This window comes from Candidatus Nitrosopumilus salarius BD31 (genome assembly GCF_000242875.2).
Lineage (GTDB): Archaea > Thermoproteota > Nitrososphaeria > Nitrososphaerales > Nitrosopumilaceae > Nitrosopumilus > Nitrosopumilus salarius.
Map to the genome: position 1 here is coordinate 23,849 of NZ_AEXL02000090.1, position 21,130 is coordinate 44,978.

At 35.8% G+C, this 21,130-nt stretch carries 17 protein-coding genes and 1 pseudogene; 11 read left to right on the top strand and 7 right to left on the bottom strand.

The features are described 5' to 3' along the window. Positions 1–23 precede the first annotated feature (23 nt). Genes uvrB through uvrC form a run of 3 tightly spaced genes read left to right on the top strand, consistent with a single transcriptional unit; the run spans position 24 to position 6,365 of the window. A complete protein-coding gene (gene uvrB / locus BD31_RS04540) occupies positions 24–1,976 on the top strand; it encodes an excinuclease ABC subunit UvrB (RefSeq protein ID WP_048097468.1) in 1,953 nt (650 codons plus the stop codon). Further along, complete coding sequence (gene uvrA / locus BD31_RS04545) at positions 1,963–4,782, top strand: excinuclease ABC subunit UvrA (protein WP_008299191.1); 2,820 nt, start codon at positions 1,963–1,965, stop codon at positions 4,780–4,782. The genes uvrB and uvrA overlap by 14 nt, the downstream gene beginning before the upstream one ends. Then, positions 4,779–6,365 carry an excinuclease ABC subunit UvrC gene (gene uvrC, locus BD31_RS04550; RefSeq protein ID WP_008299345.1) on the top strand — a complete coding sequence of 529 codons (1,587 nt, stop codon included), beginning with the start codon at positions 4,779–4,781 and terminating at the stop codon, positions 6,363–6,365. The genes uvrA and uvrC overlap by 4 nt, the downstream gene beginning before the upstream one ends. A 22-nt stretch (positions 6,366–6,387) precedes the next feature. On the opposite strand, the gene BD31_RS04555 is transcribed toward uvrC, so the two are convergent. Together BD31_RS04555 and BD31_RS04565 are read right to left on the bottom strand one after the other, a co-directional pair. Continuing rightward, positions 6,388–7,680 carry a cupredoxin domain-containing protein gene (locus BD31_RS04555; RefSeq protein WP_048097469.1) on the bottom strand — a complete coding sequence of 431 codons (1,293 nt, stop codon included), beginning with the start codon at positions 7,678–7,680 and terminating at the stop codon, positions 6,388–6,390. Between the two features lie 318 nt (positions 7,681–7,998). After that, entirely contained in the window at positions 7,999–8,379 is a 381-nt protein-coding gene (locus BD31_RS04565; protein WP_008299489.1) for a hypothetical protein, read from the bottom strand. 22 nt (positions 8,380–8,401) lie between these two features. On the opposite strand from BD31_RS04565, the gene BD31_RS04570 reads away from it, so the two are divergent. After that, the gene (locus tag BD31_RS04570; RefSeq protein WP_238536067.1) at positions 8,402–8,662 is read left to right on the top strand and encodes a hypothetical protein; all 261 of its coding nucleotides are present in this window, start codon (positions 8,402–8,404) and stop codon (positions 8,660–8,662) included. Positions 8,663–8,665: 3 nt separating this feature from the next. Here the strand turns inward: BD31_RS04570 and BD31_RS04575 are convergent, their stop codons facing one another. After that, complete coding sequence (locus BD31_RS04575; protein ID WP_008299523.1) at positions 8,666–9,829, bottom strand: citrate synthase; 1,164 nt, start codon at positions 9,827–9,829, stop codon at positions 8,666–8,668. Between the two features lie 118 nt (positions 9,830–9,947). Between BD31_RS04575 and BD31_RS04580 the strand changes: the two genes are divergently transcribed. Next, positions 9,948–10,139: a hypothetical protein gene (locus BD31_RS04580; protein WP_008299180.1), complete on the top strand. Its 192-nt coding sequence runs from the start codon at positions 9,948–9,950 to the stop codon at positions 10,137–10,139. A 47-nt stretch (positions 10,140–10,186) separates the two neighbouring features. Continuing rightward, entirely contained in the window at positions 10,187–11,287 is a 1,101-nt protein-coding gene (locus BD31_RS04585; protein WP_008299285.1) for a DHHA1 domain-containing protein, read from the top strand. Here the strand turns inward: BD31_RS04585 and BD31_RS04590 are convergent. The 4 genes from BD31_RS04590 to BD31_RS04605 all read right to left on the bottom strand — a co-directional run bounded on the left by BD31_RS04590 (position 11,284) and on the right by BD31_RS04605 (position 14,208). After that, positions 11,284–11,652 carry a PPOX class F420-dependent oxidoreductase gene (locus tag BD31_RS04590; RefSeq protein ID WP_008299403.1) on the bottom strand — a complete coding sequence of 123 codons (369 nt, stop codon included), beginning with the start codon at positions 11,650–11,652 and terminating at the stop codon, positions 11,284–11,286. The two genes, BD31_RS04585 and BD31_RS04590, sit on opposite strands and share 4 nt — an antisense overlap. Before the next feature lie 20 nt (positions 11,653–11,672). Beyond that, complete coding sequence (locus BD31_RS04595) at positions 11,673–12,497, bottom strand: PEFG-CTERM sorting domain-containing protein (RefSeq protein ID WP_238536068.1); 825 nt, start codon at positions 12,495–12,497, stop codon at positions 11,673–11,675. 68 nt (positions 12,498–12,565) lie between these two features. Then, positions 12,566–13,021: a RidA family protein gene (locus tag BD31_RS04600; RefSeq protein WP_008299377.1), complete on the bottom strand. Its 456-nt coding sequence runs from the start codon at positions 13,019–13,021 to the stop codon at positions 12,566–12,568. 26 nt (positions 13,022–13,047) lie between these two features. Then, on the bottom strand, positions 13,048–14,208 hold the full coding sequence (locus BD31_RS04605) for a TrmB family transcriptional regulator (protein WP_008299208.1): 1,161 nt from the start codon (positions 14,206–14,208) through the stop codon (positions 13,048–13,050). A gap of 159 nt (positions 14,209–14,367) precedes the next feature. On the opposite strand from BD31_RS04605, the gene BD31_RS04610 reads away from it, so the two are divergent. The 5 genes and pseudogenes from BD31_RS04610 (at position 14,368) to carB (ending at position 21,130) form a co-directional block, all read left to right on the top strand. After that, entirely contained in the window at positions 14,368–14,928 is a 561-nt protein-coding gene (locus BD31_RS04610; RefSeq protein ID WP_008299482.1) for a hypothetical protein, read from the top strand. A 2-nt stretch (positions 14,929–14,930) separates the two neighbouring features. Continuing rightward, a complete protein-coding gene (locus tag BD31_RS04615; RefSeq protein ID WP_008299303.1) occupies positions 14,931–15,416 on the top strand; it encodes a hypothetical protein in 486 nt (161 codons plus the stop codon). 9 nt (positions 15,417–15,425) lie between these two features. After that, entirely contained in the window at positions 15,426–16,619 is a 1,194-nt protein-coding gene (locus tag BD31_RS04620; protein WP_008299143.1) for an AAA family ATPase, read from the top strand. Positions 16,620–16,765: 146 nt separating this feature from the next. Then, a complete protein-coding gene (gene carA, locus BD31_RS04625) occupies positions 16,766–17,881 on the top strand; it encodes a glutamine-hydrolyzing carbamoyl-phosphate synthase small subunit (RefSeq protein WP_193353383.1) in 1,116 nt (371 codons plus the stop codon). Between the two features lie 131 nt (positions 17,882–18,012). Beyond that, positions 18,013–21,130 (top strand): annotated as a pseudogene (carB, locus tag BD31_RS10465) (carbamoyl-phosphate synthase (glutamine-hydrolyzing) large subunit).

Genomic DNA, 21,130 nt, shown 5'->3' on the forward strand with positions numbered 1-21,130 from the left:
TCAGTTTTTGATGATTGGATCTGTTGGAACAATCACTACATTTTGAATTGGTATCTGAATATGGACCTACTGGGGATCAACCTCAGGCAATAGATGCCCTAGTTGAGGGTGTCAAGAAAGGAACAGTTCAGACATTATTGGGGGTAACTGGAAGCGGCAAGACATTCTCAATTGCCAATGTTATTGCAAGGACTGGCAAAAATACTCTGGTGATTTCACATAACAAAACTTTGGCAGCTCAACTATATTCAGAATTAAAACAATTTTTTCCAAAAAATAACGTTGGTTATTTTGTATCCTACTATGACTATTATCAGCCTGAAAGTTACTTGCCACAGACTGATACATACATCGAAAAAGATACCCAAATCAATGAAAAGATCGAAAAATTAAGATTAGAAGCAACTGCAATGCTTCTCTCAGATGAACCTACCATTATTGTCTCTACTGTATCATGCATTTACTCTCTAGGAAATCCACAAGACTGGAAAGATCTTGCTATAATGATTAACACAGGCGATGTGATTAAGAGAAATGATGTTGTTCGAAAACTCATAGATGCAAGATATGAGAGAAATGACACTGAAGTCGCACCTGGAAATTTTAGAGTTAAAGGTGATACGATTGATGTCACTCCTGCATATTCTGAAGATATAGTTAGAATCTCGATGTTCGGTGATGAAATTGAAAAAATCACTTTACTTGATCATGTGTCACTAAAAGAAAAAAAGAAACTATCTCAAATAAAAATTTTTCCTGCAAAGCACTATCTTATTGCAAAAGATGTTCGAAAAAGAGCTGTAAAATCAATCAAAGATGAATTGAAAAAAAGATTACCTGAATTAAATGAATTAGAAAAACAAAGACTTGAGATGAGAACAAAATATGATCTAGAAATGATTGAAGAATTGGGATATTGTTCTGGCATTGAAAATTATTCTAGACACTTTGATGGCAGAAAGTCTGGAGAAAAGGCATTTTGTTTAATGGATTTTTTTGGGGATGATTATCTTTTGGTAATTGACGAATCTCACGTTACTTTACCACAACTACATGGAATGTACAAAGGTGATCATTCAAGAAAAAATGAACTGGTCACATATGGTTTCAGACTGCCAAGTGCATTTGATAACCGCCCTCTGAAATTTGAAGAATTTGAAGATTATATCAAAAATACAATTTTTGTCTCTGCAACTCCTTCTGAATATGAGCGAAAAATCTCCTCTACCATCGCAGAGCAGCTAGTTAGACCCACTGGCTTGCTTGATCCAAAAATTGAGGTCAGACCTACAAAAGACCAAATGGACGATTTAATCAAAGAAATTCAGAAAAGATCTGACAATTCTGAGCGTGTTTTAGTTACTACTCTAACCAAAAGAATGGCCGAAGATCTGGCAGAATATCTCTCCACAAAGCTAGTCAGAGTAAGGTATATGCACTCAGAGATTGATGGACTGCAACGAACTGAGATAATTAGGCAATTACGAATGGGCGAATTTGATGTCTTAGTTGGAATTAATTTGCTTCGAGAAGGACTGGATATTCCAGAAGTTTCTCTAGTTGCAATCTTGGATGCAGACAAGGAAGGATTTTTGAGAAATTTTACCAGTTTGATTCAAACATGTGGTCGTGCTGCAAGAAATGTTAATGGAACTGTGATTATGTATGCCAACAACACTACGCAATCCATGAAAAATACTATTGATGAAACTAATCGTCGTAGAGAAAAACAAATTCAATATAACAAAGAACACAATATTACCCCAAGAACAATAATCAAATCAGTTCCTGAACAAGAAACAATATTAGATGATTCTAAATTAAAATCTCTTCATGATCTTACAAATGATATTATTGATCTTGAAGCACAGATGAAAAAATACTCTGAAGATTTAGACTTTGAAAAAGCAATAGAGTGCAGAGATAGAATAAAAAGAATAGAAAAGGAGATTCAATACAAAGATGACAGAAAATAAATTAAAAATTCGTGGAGCCCGACATCATAATCTAAAAAATATAGATATTGACATTCCAAAAAACAAACTAGTAGTAATTAGCGGATTGTCTGGCTCTGGAAAATCAACATTAGCCTTTGATACTATCTATGCTGAGGGTCAGAGACGATACGTAGAATCACTTTCTGCATATGCACGACAATTTTTAGAGATGATGGATAAACCAGATGTTGACTCTATTGATGGTCTCTCTCCTGCAATTGCAATCCAGCAAAAAACAACGAGCAAAAATCCCCGTTCAACTGTTGGAACTACCACTGAAATTTATGATTATATGAGATTGTTGTTTGCAAGGATTGGAATTCCATACTGTACAAATTGTGGAAGAAAAGTTTCTACTCAATCAGTTGAGAGAATATGTGATTCTGTACTCAAAGATTTTTCAGGAAAACAAATTCTAATTCTAGCTCCAATAATTCAGCGAAAAAAAGGAACGTATGAGAAATTATTTGAACAAATCAAAAAGGATGGATATTCCAGAATACGTCTAAATGGCGAAATTTTGAGCCTGGATGATGAAATTCCGCCCCTTGATAGGCAAAAGTGGCATAATATTGAGATTGTAGTTGATAGAATTACTACTGAAAAATCAGAAAGATCTAGACTCTTTGAGGCCATTCAGACTTCTATCAAAGCATCAAAAGGAGATGTAATGATTGCAACTGAAAAGTTAGAAAAAATTTTCTCGCAAAACAATGCATGTCCTTATTGTGGATTAACTGTTGGTGAACTAGAGCCAAGATCATTTTCTTTCAATTCTCCATTTGGAATGTGTAAGACATGTAATGGATTGGGTGTAAAGATGGAGTTTGATGCTGATCTTGTAGTTCCTGATAAGACAAAGTCCATTTTAGACGGTGCAATAATTCCTTGGAGTGGGCGTTTCTCATCATTTAGAAGACAAGCGTTAAGGGCTGTTGGAAAGAAATTTGGGTTTGATTTAATGACTCCTATTGAAAAAATAAAACCAAAACATTTCAAAATTATCATGGACGGTACTGATGATCTAATTGATTTTAATTATCGCTCGAAATCTGGAGACTCTTCTTGGCAATACACAAATGCATTTGAAGGCGTACTTGCAAATCTACAACGGGTATTTTTAGAAACTGATTCTGAATCAAAACGTGAATGGCTTAAACAATTCATGAGAGATACTCCTTGTAATGTATGTAATGGTAAAAAACTAAAACCTGAATCACTTGCTGTGAAAATCAATGAACAAGGAATTATGGACGTCTGTGACATGTCTATTGATAATTGCTATGACTTTTTCTCGACTCTGAAATTAACTGAAAATGAACAATACATCGCAAGGGATGTTCTAAAGGAGATTAAGGAGCGTCTTGAGTTTTTAATGAACGTTGGGTTGAACTATCTTACACTAAACAGACTAAGCTCTACATTGTCTGGAGGTGAATCCCAAAGAATTCGTCTTGCTACTCAAATTGGTTCTAATCTTACTGGCGTCTTGTATGTCCTTGATGAACCAACAATCGGATTACATCAGCGTGATAATGCCCGACTTATTAAAACGCTACATAAGCTACGAAATCTAGGAAATACCGTCATTGTAGTGGAGCATGACGAAGAAGTTATACGAAATTCAGATTGGATGGTGGATTTAGGTCCTGGTGCTGGTGTGCATGGCGGAAATGTAGTCTTTGAAGGAACTGTTAATGATATTCTTAAAGACACAAAATCTGTAACTGGTAAATATCTGAAAGATAATTCTTTGATTATTCTAAAAGATAAAACACGAAATCATTATGGCTCGTTATTAATAAAGAATGCATCTGAAAACAATTTAAAAAATATAGATGTTGAAATTCCATTAGGGCTTTTTGTATCTATTACGGGAGTTTCAGGTTCAGGAAAGTCTACATTGATTAATGACATTTTGCTTAAAACATTAGAAAATCATTTTAATAAATCAAACATACGTTCTGGAAGTCACAAAGAAATTATTGGTTTAGAAAATATTGACAAGGTTATTGCAATTGACCAGTCTCCAATTGGAAGAACACCTCGTTCAAACCCTGCAACGTACATTGGTGCATTTACTCCTATTCGAGAATTATATGCGAATACTGCATTATCGAAAGAAAGAGGATATGCTCCAGGACAGTTCTCATTTAATGTTGCAGATGGGCGATGTTTTGCATGTGATGGCGATGGAGTAAAACAAATTGAAATGCAATTTTTGTCTGATGTATATGTAAAGTGCGATGAATGCAAAGGAAAAAGATACAACACTGAAACACTATCTGTTCTATACAAGGGTAAGAATATTTCAGATGTTTTAGACATGACAGTGTATGAGGCATTGAACTTTTTTGAGAATATTCCTGCAATTAAACGAAAATTACAAACAGTATATGATGTTGGATTGGGTTATATCAAACTAGGGCAGTCTTCAACTACTCTTTCAGGTGGTGAGGCTCAGAGAGTAAAACTTGCATCAGAATTATCAAAGCGTGGAACTGGCAAGACTTTCTATATCTTAGATGAGCCTACAACCGGATTACATTTTGCCGATGTTCAAAAATTACTGGATGTTCTGAATCGTTTGGTGAATTTAGGAAACACTGTGGTGGTAATTGAACATAACATGGATGTGATCAAAAATTCTGATTGGTTAATTGATCTTGGACCAGAAGGTGGTAACGAAGGTGGCATGGTAGTAGCTACTGGAACTCCTCGGGATATCGTAAAGGCACCTGGAAGTTATACTGGAAAGTATCTGAAAAAATTACTAAAAAAATGACTTTTGACATCTCTAAAATCCAAATTCCGACTGATCCTGGAATTTACTTGATGAAAGACTCTGATGCAAAAATTATTTACATTGGAAAGGCAAAGAATCTAAAACATCGAGTAAAGTCATATTTTCTAAAAAACCAAAATTACAAGACACAGAAATTAGTTGAAAATATTGCAAATATTGAGTTTGTTTTAACTGATAATGAAAGTGAAGCTTTTCTTTTAGAATCAAACATGATCAAAAAATATCGCCCGAGATTTAACATTGAACTAAAAGACCAACAAAGATACACGTACCTTAGAATATCTGATGAAAAATATCCTAGACTTTTAGTAGCACGAAGAACACGAGATGGAAAGTTTTTGGGAAAAGGAAAGATCTTTGGGCCATTTACTCAAGGCAGCTCAAAGTTGCTAACAATTGGTACTTTGAGAAAATCATTTCAAATCCGAATCTGTAAAACACTTCCAAAAAAAGTATGTTTGGAATACCATTTGGGAAATTGTGAAGGTCCGTGTGAATTCAAAGATGCTCAAGAAAGATACTCGAAGCATGTCTCTGCATTAGAGGATGTTCTTAAAGGTAAAAATCAAATGAAAATTTTTACAAAAAAACTAGAGGACGAGATGCATCAAGCTGCAGATTTGCAGCAATTTGAGAGGGCTAAAGATATCCGTGATACCCTGATCAGACTTGGAAGTCTTCAAACCAAGCAAAAAATGGAATATGTTGACAATTCTGATGAGGAATATTTTGGAATTGGGATAAAAGAACATACTGCTACTGTGATGAATTTTAGAATGATTCATGGCGTGATAAGAGACAGCGACAAATTCTTTTTTGATTTGGTAGGTGACAATTCATTTTCAAATTTTCTTTACCAATATTACACAACACACAAAATTCCAAAATTCATTCTTGTCAGTGATCTTCCAGAGAATTATAAATTGTTAGAGTCCTTACTGTCTGAGCAATCTGGATTTGAAGTGAAGATTTTGGTTCCATCCAAAGGAAAAAGAAAAAACATAATTAGTTTGATCATCAAAAATATTGAATTAATTCATTCTACAGGTGGTGATCCTGGATTGGCAGAACTCAAAGATCTGCTTGATCTTCCTGTAATTCCAAACATCATTGAATGTTTTGATATTTCAAATCACGGTGAGGATTTTGCAGTAGGTTCAATGTCTAGATTTGTAAATGGGATTCCTGACAAATCTGGATATCGAAAATTCAAAATCCAAACAGTATCTGGCAGGGATGATTTTGCAATGATTGGTGAAATCATTAAAAGAAGATATTATAGATTATTAGAAGAAAACTCTGAACTGCCTGATTTGATAGTAATTGATGGTGGTAAAGGACAACTTAGTTCTGCTATAAAGTCATTGATCTCACTTGGATTGAAATTACCATGTATCTCACTTGCAAAAGAAAACGAGGAAGTCTATACTCCAAAAAGTAAAAATCCTATAGTAATCCCAAAAAACAAACCTTCTCTGAAAATTTTACAACATGCACGAGATGAGGCTCATAGATTTGGTGTATCATACAACAGAACAATAAGGAAAAATCAAATAAAATAAGAAAAAAGGAAAAAGTTTTTGGTTAGTTCACTGTAACACTGCCAGTCATCCAAGGATGTACCATACAGAAGTAATCATAGCTGCCTTTGTCATTAAAGGTAAATGCATAATCTGCACCTGCCATAACTAAACTGCTATCAAATACGCCAGAAGGTCCATCTGCTGGGCTTCCACCAGTTACTGTGTGTGCGGCTGTGTCTGCGTTATTCCATGTAACTGTATCTCCAGCATTGATTGTAATGCTTGCTGGTGAGAAGCATGATTTGTTGCTTTCACATCCTGGAACTGAAGTGCCTGCTGGGATTGAAACTTTATGAGTTTGTGGCCCTGCTGGTTCTTTTGCCATGGTTTCTTCTTTTGTTTCTTTCATGGTTACGTCTTCTTTTAGTTCCATCGTTTTTCCTGCAGTTGCAGTTGCACTTACAGAATAACTAACAGTGAATTGGTTTGTGTTCATTGTGTGAACTGCTAAAGCATTACCTGAGAATTCCCATGAACCCATTGCATTCTTTGGATCAACAAATGTTAATTCAAAGACGGTTTCACCATCAGGAGTCCAAGTCTTTGCTGGTTTTTCATCAGCGCCGATTGGTCCTCTTAGTGAGACTAGTTGAATATTTTCAGAAGCAGAGTATGAAAGAATTCCTGAATAAACATCACTTGATGGTGCTAAAAGCACTGCAAGTTGATGACCTTCATGACCCATACCTGGATCCTGTACTGACTTTGTTGTAGCAGTCTTTACAGTATCTGACATGGCTTTTTCTTTGTAGTCTACTTTGTAATCAACTGTGAATGGTTCGGTTTTCATTGTGTGTACTGCTAAAGCATTACCGGCAAATTTCCATTCGCCTTTTGCATTCTTTGGATCAACAAATGTTAATGCAAACTTTGTTTTTCCATCAGGGCTCCAAGTTGCTTGTCCTGCATCTTCTCCAGCCTTTAATGGACCATGTAATGTAACAAGTTGAATTGGTTCAGATGCATCATACATGAGTGTACCTGAATATACTTTGTTACTTGGTGCCAAAATGATTGCTAGTTGATGAGCTTCATGACCTACACCAGGATCTTGTGCTGATGTTGCTCTTTCCCAACCTGCTTTCAATGGTTTTGTTGGTGCTTCACTTTTTACCTTATCTGCAATATCTGCAAATGGGTCTGCTTGAGTTTTTGGCTCAACAGTTTTTGAAGCTACTGGAGCAGAAACGACTGGACCGGCATCTTGAACTGCACCCATATAGAATGCAAATCCTACACCGACAGCTACAATTGCAATTGAAAATGCAATTGCAGCTTTGTCTATACCTGCCATAATTGATCCATTGGCTCCGTACATGCTAAATAAATCTAATTGTCATTTTGCTCAATTTTCTTAACTTCTTCTCTCCGAACTCTTTGTACTGGTTTTTAATTAATTCTGAATGTCGATTTAACCATATTTTTGAAATTTTTACAAAAATTATAAATTTCTGTTGAAAATTCCATATGATCGCTTTAATTGAGAACTTGATATTGTCAATGTTATTGAACAACTAATTGTTTTATGAAAATGACTCTTTATGATTTTCATAGGTTGCAATTGAGATGTCACCAAGTAGCTAATCGCTTTTGGTCTTAATCTCTTTTGCAATTAGATGTTATTTTTAGCAATATTTTCATCTTGATCAATTAACTCAAATCTAATTTTTAATTTTCTCTGATCAATTAACTGTTTGATAAATCGTAGACGTTTTTGTATAAATGAATCTTCGATTTTTAAATCATTGGTAAATTGATCAAACATGATTTTTTCATCTAATTTTATTTTGACGGTATCTTCATTTTTGATTATGAATGTTCCAATTCCCCAAAACAATCCAACATGCAGTGCTACATATTTTGATTGTAATTTTGTCACTTTGTCTTTGTACATATCCACATGCTCTCGATTTTCAACAAATGATGAATCCTCATTTTGAATAACCCATGTTATTTTTTGAGCATCTCCATTTGAATAAATAACATGGTTCAATTGTCAACCAAAAAGTGGTCTTTTGTTAATATATTTTGAATCCCCCACTTATGATCAAAGATTGAAAGGTCTACATATGTTAGAGTCTCACGCCTTTTTCTCAAAAATGGTAGATGAATTAGTAGAGTTTTCAGAATATGACCCAGAATTAGCAGATGGAATCAAGTGGCTTGATGATCAGGCACAGAAGAAAGGTATCACATTTTACGATATGGTTTTTGAAGTATTGTATAAACACGATGTAAATTCTAAAGCTAAAGAATGGCTTAGTACAAGAAATTAAAAATTATTTTCTCAAGTCTAGTGTTTTGTATTCACAACCTTCAGGTCCGCAATATTTTCCAACATAGGTTGCCTTTGGTCTGTACAATGCTGGCTTTGGCGCAGCTTCTGCAAATTTCTCTTCAATTATGTGAGCTGCCCATCCAACAACTCTCGCAATAGCGAAGATTGGTGTGTTCAAATCCATTGGGATTTTTAACATATAGTATAATGATGCACTATACAAGTCCACGTTTGGATAAATATCCCTACCTTTCTGTGATTTCATTTCTGTTATAGTCACAGTCTCAATTTTTTCAGTAATTGCATACCATGGATCCTTTGTTTTTTCTGCAAGTTTTCTTGATAATTCCTTAAGTACTTGTGCTCTAGGATCATATGTTTTGTAAACTGCATGACCCATTCCCATGATTCTCTCACCTGCATTCATCTTTTCTTTAATCCATTCTTCTACTTTGTTTATGTCTCCAATCTCTAGAAGCATCTTCATCACTTCAGTATTTGCACCTCCATGCAACTCTCCGCTCAGGGCTCCAATTGCCGCACTGCATGCAGAATACATGTGTGCTCTAGTTGATGCAACTTGTCTTGCTGTAAATGTGGATGCATTGAAAGTATGATCTGCATGTAAAATTAAACATACATCAAATATTCTCTCAACTTCCGGATCTGGTTTTTCCCCTGACATCATGTATAGGAAATTAGCTGCATGGCTAAGTGCTGGATCAGGATCTACAATTTCTAATCCGTTTCTGATTCTGTTCCAACTTGCTATGATTGTTGGAACCTTTGCAATTAGATTGATTGCCTTATCGTAACTAGCTTCCTTGTTTGCAAATTCTTCATCGTAGTATCCTGCAAGCGCAGCTACAAATGCCTGGAGCATATCCATTGGGTCTGCGTCCTTTCTCCAGTTCCCCATGTTTTTCTGCATCTGTTTTGGGATGAATCTTGCCTCAATCAATTTTGTATTGAATTCATCTAATTGTTGCCTTGTAGGCAAGTTGTCATATAGAAGCAAGTATGCTGTCTCTTCAAATGTTGAATTTTTGGTAAGTTCTAAAATGTCATATCCTCTGTAAATGAGCTTGCCTCGCTCTCCGTCAATATTTGAGATCCTAGTATCTGCTACCTCGATTCCTCGCAAGCCTATGTTTTTGGTCTCCATACTGAGCCTACAAGAATTGTTTTATTATATTTTCTCCAAAATCGTGTCTATGAAGTTTAGTAGTTAGTCTAATATGCCAACTTTCGGTCATAAATGAGAATTTTTAATCAAAAATTAAATGACTCCTAAAGAGCGAGAACATCTCAAAAAATTAGATGAATTAGTGCTTGGTGCATCATCTGAGGAACTAAAAAAAATTCAAGAAATTGATCAGCAAACTCAGATGGAGGGACTATCATTTTATGATGTGTATTTGGATTCCAGTTCTTTGATTAATCAAACAGCAAGAAAGCCTTTCAGAGAATCTTAATTTTTCATTCTTACTTTAAATGAGGGTTTATAATTTTTCTAAATATATTGGCAGCATCAAAAACAAAGAAATCTGTAAAGAAAAAAACAACAACCAAAAAAACTAGCACTAAAAAAACAACAACCAAAAAAACTAGCACTAAAAAAACAACAACCAAAAAAACATCTTCACAGCGAACTAAGGTGATTTGCATATCTCACAAAGAAGACTGTGATGGAATTAGCTCTGCTGCACTTATTAGACAAGCCTTTGGTGGTGATGCTATTCTTGTTGATTATCCTGGCCAAATGGAGGCATTAAATCAGGTTGTATCTGATGAAAAATTAAAGTCATTATTTATCTGTGATTTAGGATTAAGCAAAAAAACTCAAGATGAGTTTATTGATATTATGAAAACATTGAGAAAAAACAAAGTTTCAGTAACTTACATTGACCATCATGATATAGATCCTAATGTTGTAAAGGCATTAAATAAAATTAAAGTGAAGGTAATACATGATATTAATGAGTGTACTGCGGTTTTAGCTTATGCTGCATTCAAATCAAAACTAAATGATCATGCATCCTTTGTTGCAGCATGTGCTGCCATTACTGATTACATGGAAACCAGACCAATTGGGGCAAAATTACTTCAGATTTATGATAGGCAATTTGCATTGATTAGCGCAACTGTTCTTACTTACAATATTGTGGGGCATCAAAAAGAACCTGACTATCTACTGTATTTGGTGGAAGAACTAGCTGAATCCAAATTCCCACATGCAATTCCTAACACTTTTGAGTTTGCACAAATACAAGTAGAGAAACTATCTCAAATGATTGCCAAAGTAAAACAAGGAATGAAAACTATGAAAAATCTTGGTTATATGGAAATTTTAGATGCTGGTGCTAGTGGCGCTGTTAATTTTGTGATGGGTTTGTCTGGAAAAGACGTTGGTGTTGCATACAAGGAACGAATTGATCATGGAATTTACGCCGTATCCGTACGTGGTTCTAAAGACTGTAAAGTTCACTTGGGAAAAATTGTTAATATCTTAGCTACTGATCTTGGTGGTTCTGGAGGGGGTCATGATAAGGCATGTGGTGCAGTAATTCCAAAACCAAAAATAAAAAAATTCATTACAGAATTAAACAAAAAAATCGCTTAATCTAGTTTAATTGTAAAAGCCACAAAATCACCTTTGTTTCTAGTTACAAATTTGGCAATTTTTGCTGCAATGCCATATTTCTTATCTCTCAACTTTACTACGTTACCTGTCTGAACATCTGGCAAAAATTTTGCAATACCTGATATCCATTTTCCAGTAATCTTTCCCCTCATTGTGCATGTTGCAATCTTTACTTGCTGATTATTTCTAATCCTTTTTACTTTACCTGTCAATTCTCTTGTAACTATGACGATCAAATCATTTTCTACTACAAACCATACTGGTGTTCTTATTGGTTGATTATTTTTTCTGTATGATTCAAGTGAGATATATTTTTGTGATTTTAGCTCGTCTAAAGTTGACATATTTTGTTGCTGTTCTCATCTTAAAATCTAGGAATTATGCTGATTTTTGATTTTGATGAAACCATGATTATTGCAATTACTGATACTAGTAAAACCAGCGATGCTATTGTCCCAAATTCTGGAACTACTACCCCGTCTTTGATTTCAACCTGAATCGATTTTTTGTACTCTGATGATGATCCTTGGTTTGCTGTAATTGAATACATTCCATTCTCTTTCCATATTGGACCACCTGTTTTAATTTCTAATTGGAATTTTCCTTGTGCATCTGGACTTACTTGCCCAATTGAAATTATGTTTCCACTTGGTGCATTTACGATAAATGTAATATCCGTACTTCTAATTTCTGTATATCCGTTAATTTTGATAATGTTTGATCCGTTAACTGTGTCTGCTGTAAGTGTGATCTTACTTGAACCTGTTGCTTGCGGTGTGCTTACTGCTGGTTCTGGAGATGGTTGAGTAATTTGGTTTCTTGGCATTGCCTCAGATGTTACTGTAAATTGTGTTTTTGCTGTAACTTGTGTTTCTTCCTGACTTGCAATTACGGTGTATGTTCCTGTTTTGAAACTTGGAAGAGTTGGATGCATTAGATCTCTGAATGTCCCATCATCACTTATTGCCACTGATGGTCTATACACAACAATTCCATCTGGATCAGTTACGGTAATTCTTACTGATTTCCATTGTGAGACATCAGTTATTTTTCCAGTTATCCAAATTGAATCCAAAGACTTGATGTTTTCCTCAGAGACGCTAACTTGTATTGTTGATTCTGCAAACACCGAAGTTGAAAATATTGAAACTGCGATTAATGCTAATAATGAAACCCTAAACACATACATTCTGAATATTGCATATATATGAATTGTATATATGATTTTATAGTAATAATCATATCTTTGAATCTTTTTTATCCCGAAAATTCAATGATGGCGTCAATTTCTGTCATGGCATCTAATGGCAGACTAGCAACACCCACTGCAATTCTAGAATGCTTTCCTTTTTCCCCAAATATCTCAAAAAACAAATCTGAAGCTGGATTGATTACTTTTGGTTGCTGGGAAAATTCTGGAACAGAATTTACAAATCCTGACAATCTTACTATTTTACTTACTTTATCCAGATTTCCTAACTCTTTTTTTATCTGAGCCAAGATATTGATAGCACACATCCTTGCAGATTTTTGGGCAGTCTCTAAATTATCATCTGATACCTTTCCCGTGAAAATCATCTTACCATCCTCCATTGGAATCTGTCCTGAGATGAAAAGCAAATTACTTGTTTTTACTGCTGGAACATAAGATCCTGCTGGTGTCGGTGGATTTGGAAGTTTAATTCCCAATGACTCTAGTTTCTCTTCTATCACAAATATGGTGGCGTCTTTTGGTGATTTTAGTTTTTACTTATCTTGATGTGGACTTTTTCGCCTTTGTTTGAGTTATTTTGATAAACAGTTCTAGTTTTGTAACCTTGGTTTTGCAGACACCCGTCTAGAATTGATACCCATGGTAATGAATGACCGCTGTTAAGTTTGGATTCTACTGTAATATTTTTTGTATTTGCTTCAAAGTTGACATGTCCAGAACACGTAATTTGCATTACTGCATCCATTATCTCAATAACGTCGTCTAGTGATTTTGATTTCAAAGATATTCCATTTTTTTCTAGCATCTTGAACATTTCTAATTCTGGTTTTTTTGATATTATTGATGCACTAAGAATGTGGTGCAAACCTGTTTCATTTACTGTTTTGATTATCTTGCAGATCTCTTGAGCTTCTACTTTTGACATATCTGCAAGTGCTTTTGTTTTCATTGCATTTTTCCAAATGTTTGAAAATACTCTCTCTTGATTTGTTCCAAGAATTTCAGTTGATGAAAAAATTGCCCCTTTCCCATTATCGTTATTCACCATCAATAATTCTGTCTCATCAAAAATAAAGCAGTTCTGACAAATCTCCGATGCCCTAATTTCAACTCCATCTGGAATAGATCTGAAAGCCTCAGAACCAATTTGTATGGGAGTGACAAGAACTTTGACATCTAAATTGCGACGCAAAACTGATAGTAGTTGGTCTTTGCATTCTGCTAACAACCCAAACCCCCATTGGTCTGCCATAATTTTGATTGATGATTTTGAACCTTCAATCATAGTTTGAAGCTGAGTTACAACATTATTTGCACTCATGTGGAAATATCTTCTCTCTTCTGATCCTCTTGTTTTTCTACTTTCCTCACTTGCTTTCTTCAAGTTTGAGATTAGTGTATTCATTGCATTTACCTTGTTTATTTGCTCGTGAATTATTCCATCAAATGCATCCTCTGGCGCAATTGCAGTACACATGATTGGCTTACTTTTTGAAATGATTACCAGTTTTTTGCTTTCCAATTTTAACAAAGTTGGATATATCTTAGTTCGTGGAATCTCTGAATGATACGCCAGTTCTCCAGCTGAAACTGCACCTCTTGAAATTAATGCCACATATGCTTGTGCCTCATACTTGCTCAGTCCAAATTCTTCCAAGCTTACTGTCAGTACTTTCTCATTTACCATGTATTTCTTTGATTTGTTATTAGGTAAAATTGAGAGCTAAATTCCTTTACACAAATACTCAAAAAAAATTCAAATTGTATCTGCGGACAGGTGTCACTGCGGTTACTAAATTAGATGATACGCTGTCCTCATATACAAAATCTAGAAGAATTGTCTGTTATGTTGGTAAAATACAGTATTCCTTTAGAACAAGGAACTATCTCTCACTCTGTAACTCTTGTTCCAAGACTAGAGTATTCATTTAATTTGTTAAATGGTGTGATTGAAATTCTTGAGGAAAAACGAAATGAGCTAAAAGAATCAAACAAATTCTTGATTTTAGATTTTAATGAATATGATAAACTTCATCTAAATGCTATAAGACTAGAGCAAATCATGATCCGCTCCCTTGATATTCTCTTGCACATCAAACAGAAAACTGGTTGTATCACTGGAATTCACAGTATTCCTGAGGTTCTGCCTGTCTCTATTCCTATGATTAGGACTGTAAGTGCACAACTCTTTGGTATTATTCCGCACTGCAGCCAGAAACTCTCTGAACTATCTGTTCATCTTGGTAGCATAGTGCTTGATTCTGCAGTTCTTACTAAAGCAAGATTTGATTTTAGTCAGTCAAACGAGGAATCTGCGAGTATTCTTGATGAAGTAAAATTGATGGCAGACTCTAAATTAAGTAAGCAGTACCCTAATCTTGATTTTTCGAAATTATGCAATAATTAATTATGTTGAACTCTATTCGTGATTTCTCAAAGGATATTGGAAGAATAAAATCTATTTCTTCTAAAATTGACAAGAAATTATCTGAGATAAAGCCATCTGATGAGAATACTATTGATCATCTTACCTTTGAAGAACTGCAAGATTTGAACAAGCTAGTTGGAATTGCCGATTTCCTGCTATGTAAACATTCAGACAAAAAGGAACTCCAGTCAATTTTACAATATTTCAAATCTGTTATATCTGATACTGCAAATTCCATAATAGAAATTGATGATGATGTCTCTGAACTAATTCTTGCTGCAGAAGACTCTATTAACAAAGTCAAGGACATGCATACTAACATCTCAGATAAATCCGATTTTAAGAAAAAGTATCATGATGGACCTGACTATAACGAGTATGAAACAAGTGCAATAAATTTAACAACTTTTGTTACACAGATTCACCCTCTAGGATACCAAGAAAAATCTCAAGAGGATACTGCGTAGGTAATTAAGATGAGTTTAGCCCCCCAAGAATTAGAGAACACAGCAAGCAAATATGCTTCTGAAGCCATCAAATGTGATTCTCAAGGTGCACGTGGAATGGCAATATCTCATTATCAAAATGCCATTGATACTCTCGTTAAACTAGTGCAATTATACCCAAACAACAAACTAAACCAAATTTACAAAGACCGATGTAACTCTTATCATAACAGAATAGGTGCGCTCCAGCAAGCACATGGAATAGAACCTGCAGTTGATCCAAAGGCTACAGATTCTGAACAAAAGGCATCTGTCCAAAGACAAGAAAATGAAAATGATTTTGAAGAATTAATCATGAAAGAAAAGCCAGATGTTACTTGGGATCAAGTAATTGGTTTGGATGAAGCTAAAAGCGCATTGCGTGAATCAATAGTGTATCCTACAAAGAGACCCGACTTGTTTCCTTTAGGTTGGCCAAAAGGAATGTTGCTTTATGGGCCCCCAGGAACTGGTAAAACAATGCTTGCAGCAGCAACTGCAAATGAGATGGATGGTTATTTCATTAATGTTGATGCATCGTCCATGATGAGCAAATGGCTTGGTGAGGCAGAAAAGAATGTCTCAAAACTATTTGCAATGGCAAGACAACATGCAGAAAAAGAAGGTAAACCTGTGATTTTGTTTGTGGATGAAGTTGACTCCTTACTTGGTTCAAGAAATAGTGAAGTAGGTGGGGAGGTTAGAACCAAAAATCAATTCCTGACCGAGATGGATGGTGTAAACGGCAAAGGTAAACAACTGATGCTTTATGTAATTGGTGCAACAAACAAACCTTGGAGTCTTGATTGGCCCTTCCTTAGAAGATTCCAAAAGAGAATCTATGTTTCTCTTCCAACACAAGCCGCAAGAGAAAATCTTTTCAAGCAATACACTGCACCCCTAAGCAAAAATTACAATGTAAATAATACTGAACTTGCAAAATTATTTGACGGTTATAGTGCAAGTGATATCAAAGATGTTTGTCAAGCCGCCCAAATCAAAACAGTACATGAAATTTTCAATGATCCAGAATACCATGAACCCGTAGAAGGTGAGACTCCAAAACAACCAAGAGATCTTACAACCGCTGATTTTAAAGATATTATGGCAAGAAGAAAACCAAGTGTTTCTCTTGAAATGATTCGTGCATATCACAAGTGGAGCGAAGAGTTTCAAGCACTGTAGATCTCAAAAATCTTTAAATTTTCATAATATTGCGATCAATTTTTACATTTTAATTTTCACATAAAACTTAAATTCGCTTTCTAGCGGACTTATCGAGGGTCACAATTACTACAAAGAAATCAAACCACGCAAAAAAGTTTGGAAAGCTGATTTTTGACGATGGAACTGTTCTTGATGGTGAAGGTTTTGGTTATTCTACAACTACTTTTGGCGAAATTGTCTTCAATACCGGAATGGTCGGCTATACTGAAGCCCTCACAGACCCTTCATACTGTGGTCAAATTCTTACACTTACATATCCACTAGTTGGAAATTATGGCGTTCCTGATGTTTCCATTAAAGATAGCGATGGAATCCCAAAGTTCTTTGAATCTGAGAAAATCCAGGTTCGGGGTCTCGTAGTTCATGAACTATCCCTTACTGCAAGTCACTGGAATCTTTCCATGACACTAGATGAATGGTTATACAACGAAAAGATTCCGGGAATCTCTGGAATTGATACACGTGAGCTAACAAAGAAGATTAGAACTGGCGGTGTCATGATGGCAGCACTAGTTGTATCTGATTCTGAAATTAATGTAGATGAGATAAAAAAACAGCTTACAATTGCTCCAAAATATGATTCTGAGCAATTTATGGATGATGTGTCAACTAAACAAGAAAAAGTATATGGAAATGAAATCCAGTCTGTGGTTGTAGTTGACACTGGTGCAAAAAATGCAATAATTCGAAACATTCGTGAAATTGGTTACAAAGTAATTCGTCTTCCATGGGATACTACATATGAGAAGATAATGTCTTACCATCCAAAAGGCGTCGTGTTAAGTAGCGGTCCTGGTGATCCTCAAAAATGCCCTGACACGATTAACACTGCTAAAAAATTAATTGAAAATAATGTTCCTACGTTGGGGATTTGTTTGGGCGCACAAATTATTGGCATTGCAGGAAACACTGACACTTACAAACTAAAGTACGGGCATCGTGGACAAAACAAACCATGTGTCAATTTAGAGAACAATCAAGTTTATGTGACTAGTCAGAATCATGGGTATGGGATTACTCCAGAATCTCTTGCAAAGTCTGAATTTAATTTATGGTTTACAAATGCAGACGACAAAACAGTTGAAGGAATAAAACACAAAAAACAAAAGTGCATTGCAGTACAGTTTCACCCCGAAGCTGCACCTGGTCCTTACGATTGCAAGTTCGTCTTTGAAGAGCTACAACACCTTATGGAGGAAGGAACATCTGCCAAAGAATGAATCGTTAAAGAAAATTCTTGTACTTGGAAGTGGGGCTATCAAAATCGGAGAAGCCGGCGAGAGTCGCTAAAAACGACCGCTAATTTGACTACTCCGGAAGCCAATGCCTCAAAGCCATACGAGAAGATGGTCTGAAGAGTGTTTTAATCAATCCGAACATTGCTACAATCCAGACTGATACTAGATTTGCAGATCAAGTGTATCTTCTTCCCGTAAACCAGCAGTATGTGGAATCTATTATCGAAAAAGAAAGGCCAGACGGAATTATGCTGGCATATGGTGGTCAAACCGCTCTAAACTGTGGGGTTAGCCTAGAGGAATCTGGCGCACTCCAAAAGTATGGAGTACAAGTACTGGGAACCCAAATCAAAGGAATTCAAAAGACTGAGGATCGACAGTTGTTCAAGGATTCAATGTCTGAGTGCGACGTACCTGTATTGAGAAGCAAGACTGTCACAAATTTTGAAGATGCAAAAAAGGCAGCAGAAGAGTTGGCCTATCCTGTAATAGTTAGAGTTGCATACACTCTGGGTGGACGAGGTGGCGGAGTTGCATATAATGAAATTGAACTACATGAAATTGTTGAGCGAGGATTCAAGGCAAGTATTGTTGGCCAAGTTCTGATTGAAGAATACATTGGACACTGGAAGCAAATTGAATATGAGGTAATGCAAGACTATGATGGAAATAACGTAATTGTATGTAACATGGAAAACATTCTTTCCATGAAAGCACACACTGGTGATAACATTGTAGTTGCACCATCACAAACAATTGACAATCATGAATACCATATGTTACGCTCTGCCGCATTACGTGCAACTAAGCATGTTGGAATTGTCGGCGAATGCAACATCCAATATGCACTTGAACCAAACTCTGACCGATATGTTGCAATTGAAATTAACCCACGACTTTCTCGATCTTCTGCTCTTGCAAGTAAGGCAACTGGATATCCACTTGCATACATGTCTGCAAAAATTGGACTTGGTTACAACTTATCTGAACTAGTAAACAGAATCACAAAAAATACTACAGCTTGTTTTGAACCCTCACTTGATTACATTGTATGCAAACATCCTCGTTGGGATTTTGAAAAGTTTGAACTAGTAAACAGACGACTCGGACCTACAATGAAATCGGTTGGCGAAGTAATGGCAGTTGGAAGAACGTTTGAGGAATCATTTCAAAAAGCAATTCGAATGCTTGACATTGGAAATGACGGACTAGTTTTGAATCGTGTAAACGGAAAAACTTACTCTGAAGAAGAAATTGAAGACAAACTCTCTCACCATGATGATCACATTATGTACAATGTTGCAATTGCCTTGAAAATGGGGATCTCTGTTGAGAGAATCTATAAACTCTCTACCATTGATCCTTGGTTTATTGAAAAATAAAAATATTGTAGATGTAGAATCAAAAATAAAACAATCGGAACTTGATGAATCGCTTCTATGGGAGGCAAAAAAGATGGGCTTTTCAGACAAGCAAATTGCTCGAGCCAAAGACCAAACCCCTGATGATGTGCGTGCGTTACGCAAGAAATACGGTGTATTGCCATCTGTAAAGCAAATTGACACATTAGCTGCTGAATGGCCTGCCGTGACAAACTACCTGTACCTTACATATGGAGGACACTCAAATGACATCATTATTCCTTCTGATGAAAAAGGAATTGTAGTTCTTGGTGCAGGTCCATACCGAATTGGAAGTAGTGTTGAATTTGATTGGGGTACAGTCAACATGGTATGGGGTCTACAAGAAAATGGAGAGAAGAGCGTATCTGTTGTAAACTGTAATCCTGAAACTGTCTCTACTGATTATGATATTTGTACTAGACTATACTTTGAAGAACTAACTGAAGAGCGAATTTTAGACATCAATGAGTTTGAACATCCAAAAGGAATCATTACTTGTGTTGGAGGACAGACTGCAAATAATCTTACTCCTGGACTTGCAGCACATGGAATCCATATCTTGGGAACTAGTGCATATGATGTTGATAGAGCAGAGAACCGTTCAAAATTTAGTGCAGAGCTTGACAAACTTCACATACAGCAACCACGATGGCAAGCATTTACCAATCTTAACGAGGCAAAAATTTTTGCCCAAGATGTTGGATTTCCAGTAATTGTTAGACCATCGTATGTTTTATCAGGTGCTGCCATGAAAGTTGTCTGGTCTCAAGAACAACTAAAACAATATGTCCAAGAAGCAACAGATGTATCTCCGGACCATCCTGTAGTTATCTCGAAATTCATGTTAAATTCCCTTGAAGTAGACGTTGATGGAATCAGTAATGGTAAGGAAGTTGTAATTGGTGCAATAGTTGAACACATTGACAGTGCAGGTGTTCACTCTGGTGACGCAATGATGTGCATTCCACCATGGCGTCTAAGTAACAAAATAATTGAAATCATAAATGATTATACAAAAAAGATTGCACTTACATTTAATGTCAAAGGACCATTCAACTTACAATTTCTTATCTCCGATGATCATGTCTATGTGATTGAGCTTAACATTAGAGCATCACGTTCAATGCCATTTGTATCAAAACTAGTCAAAACGAACCTCATATCACTTGCAGCAAAGGCAATTTTGGACAAACCCTTGCCTAAAATCCCTGAAAACAAGTGGCAGAGAATTCACAATTATGGTATCAAAGTACCACAGTTTTCCTTTATGCAATTAGAAGGGGCAGATATTGCACTGGGAGTAGAAATGCAGTCTACTGGTGAGGCTGCATGCTTCGGAAACAGCTTCTATGATGCACTATCAAAGGGATTGATATCAGTAGGATACACTCTGCCAAAATCTGGAACTGCGTTAGTAACAGTAGGCGGTGCTCAAAATAAGGAGAAACTAGTATCTACCATTGCAAAACTCAAACAACTTGGTTTTGATATTCTGGGAACAGAGCACACTGCAGAGTTCTTTAAAGAAAAAATTGGTGAGGTACAAATAGTTCACAAAATTTCAGAACCTGACAGAAAACCAAATATTGCAGATCTTCTCTATGAGCGAAAGATTGACTTTATCATAAACATTCCAAGTACTTCCACTCTGGAAAAATATGTTGGGATGCTTGATGATGAATATCAAATCCGACGCAAGTCTTTGGAGTTGGGAATTCCAGTACTTACTACAATAGAATTAGCTGATTCCTTTGTAAAGACTCTTGATTGGCTAAAAAACAATAAACCTACAATTGAGCCCATTGAACCCTATGATCATTACGAATGA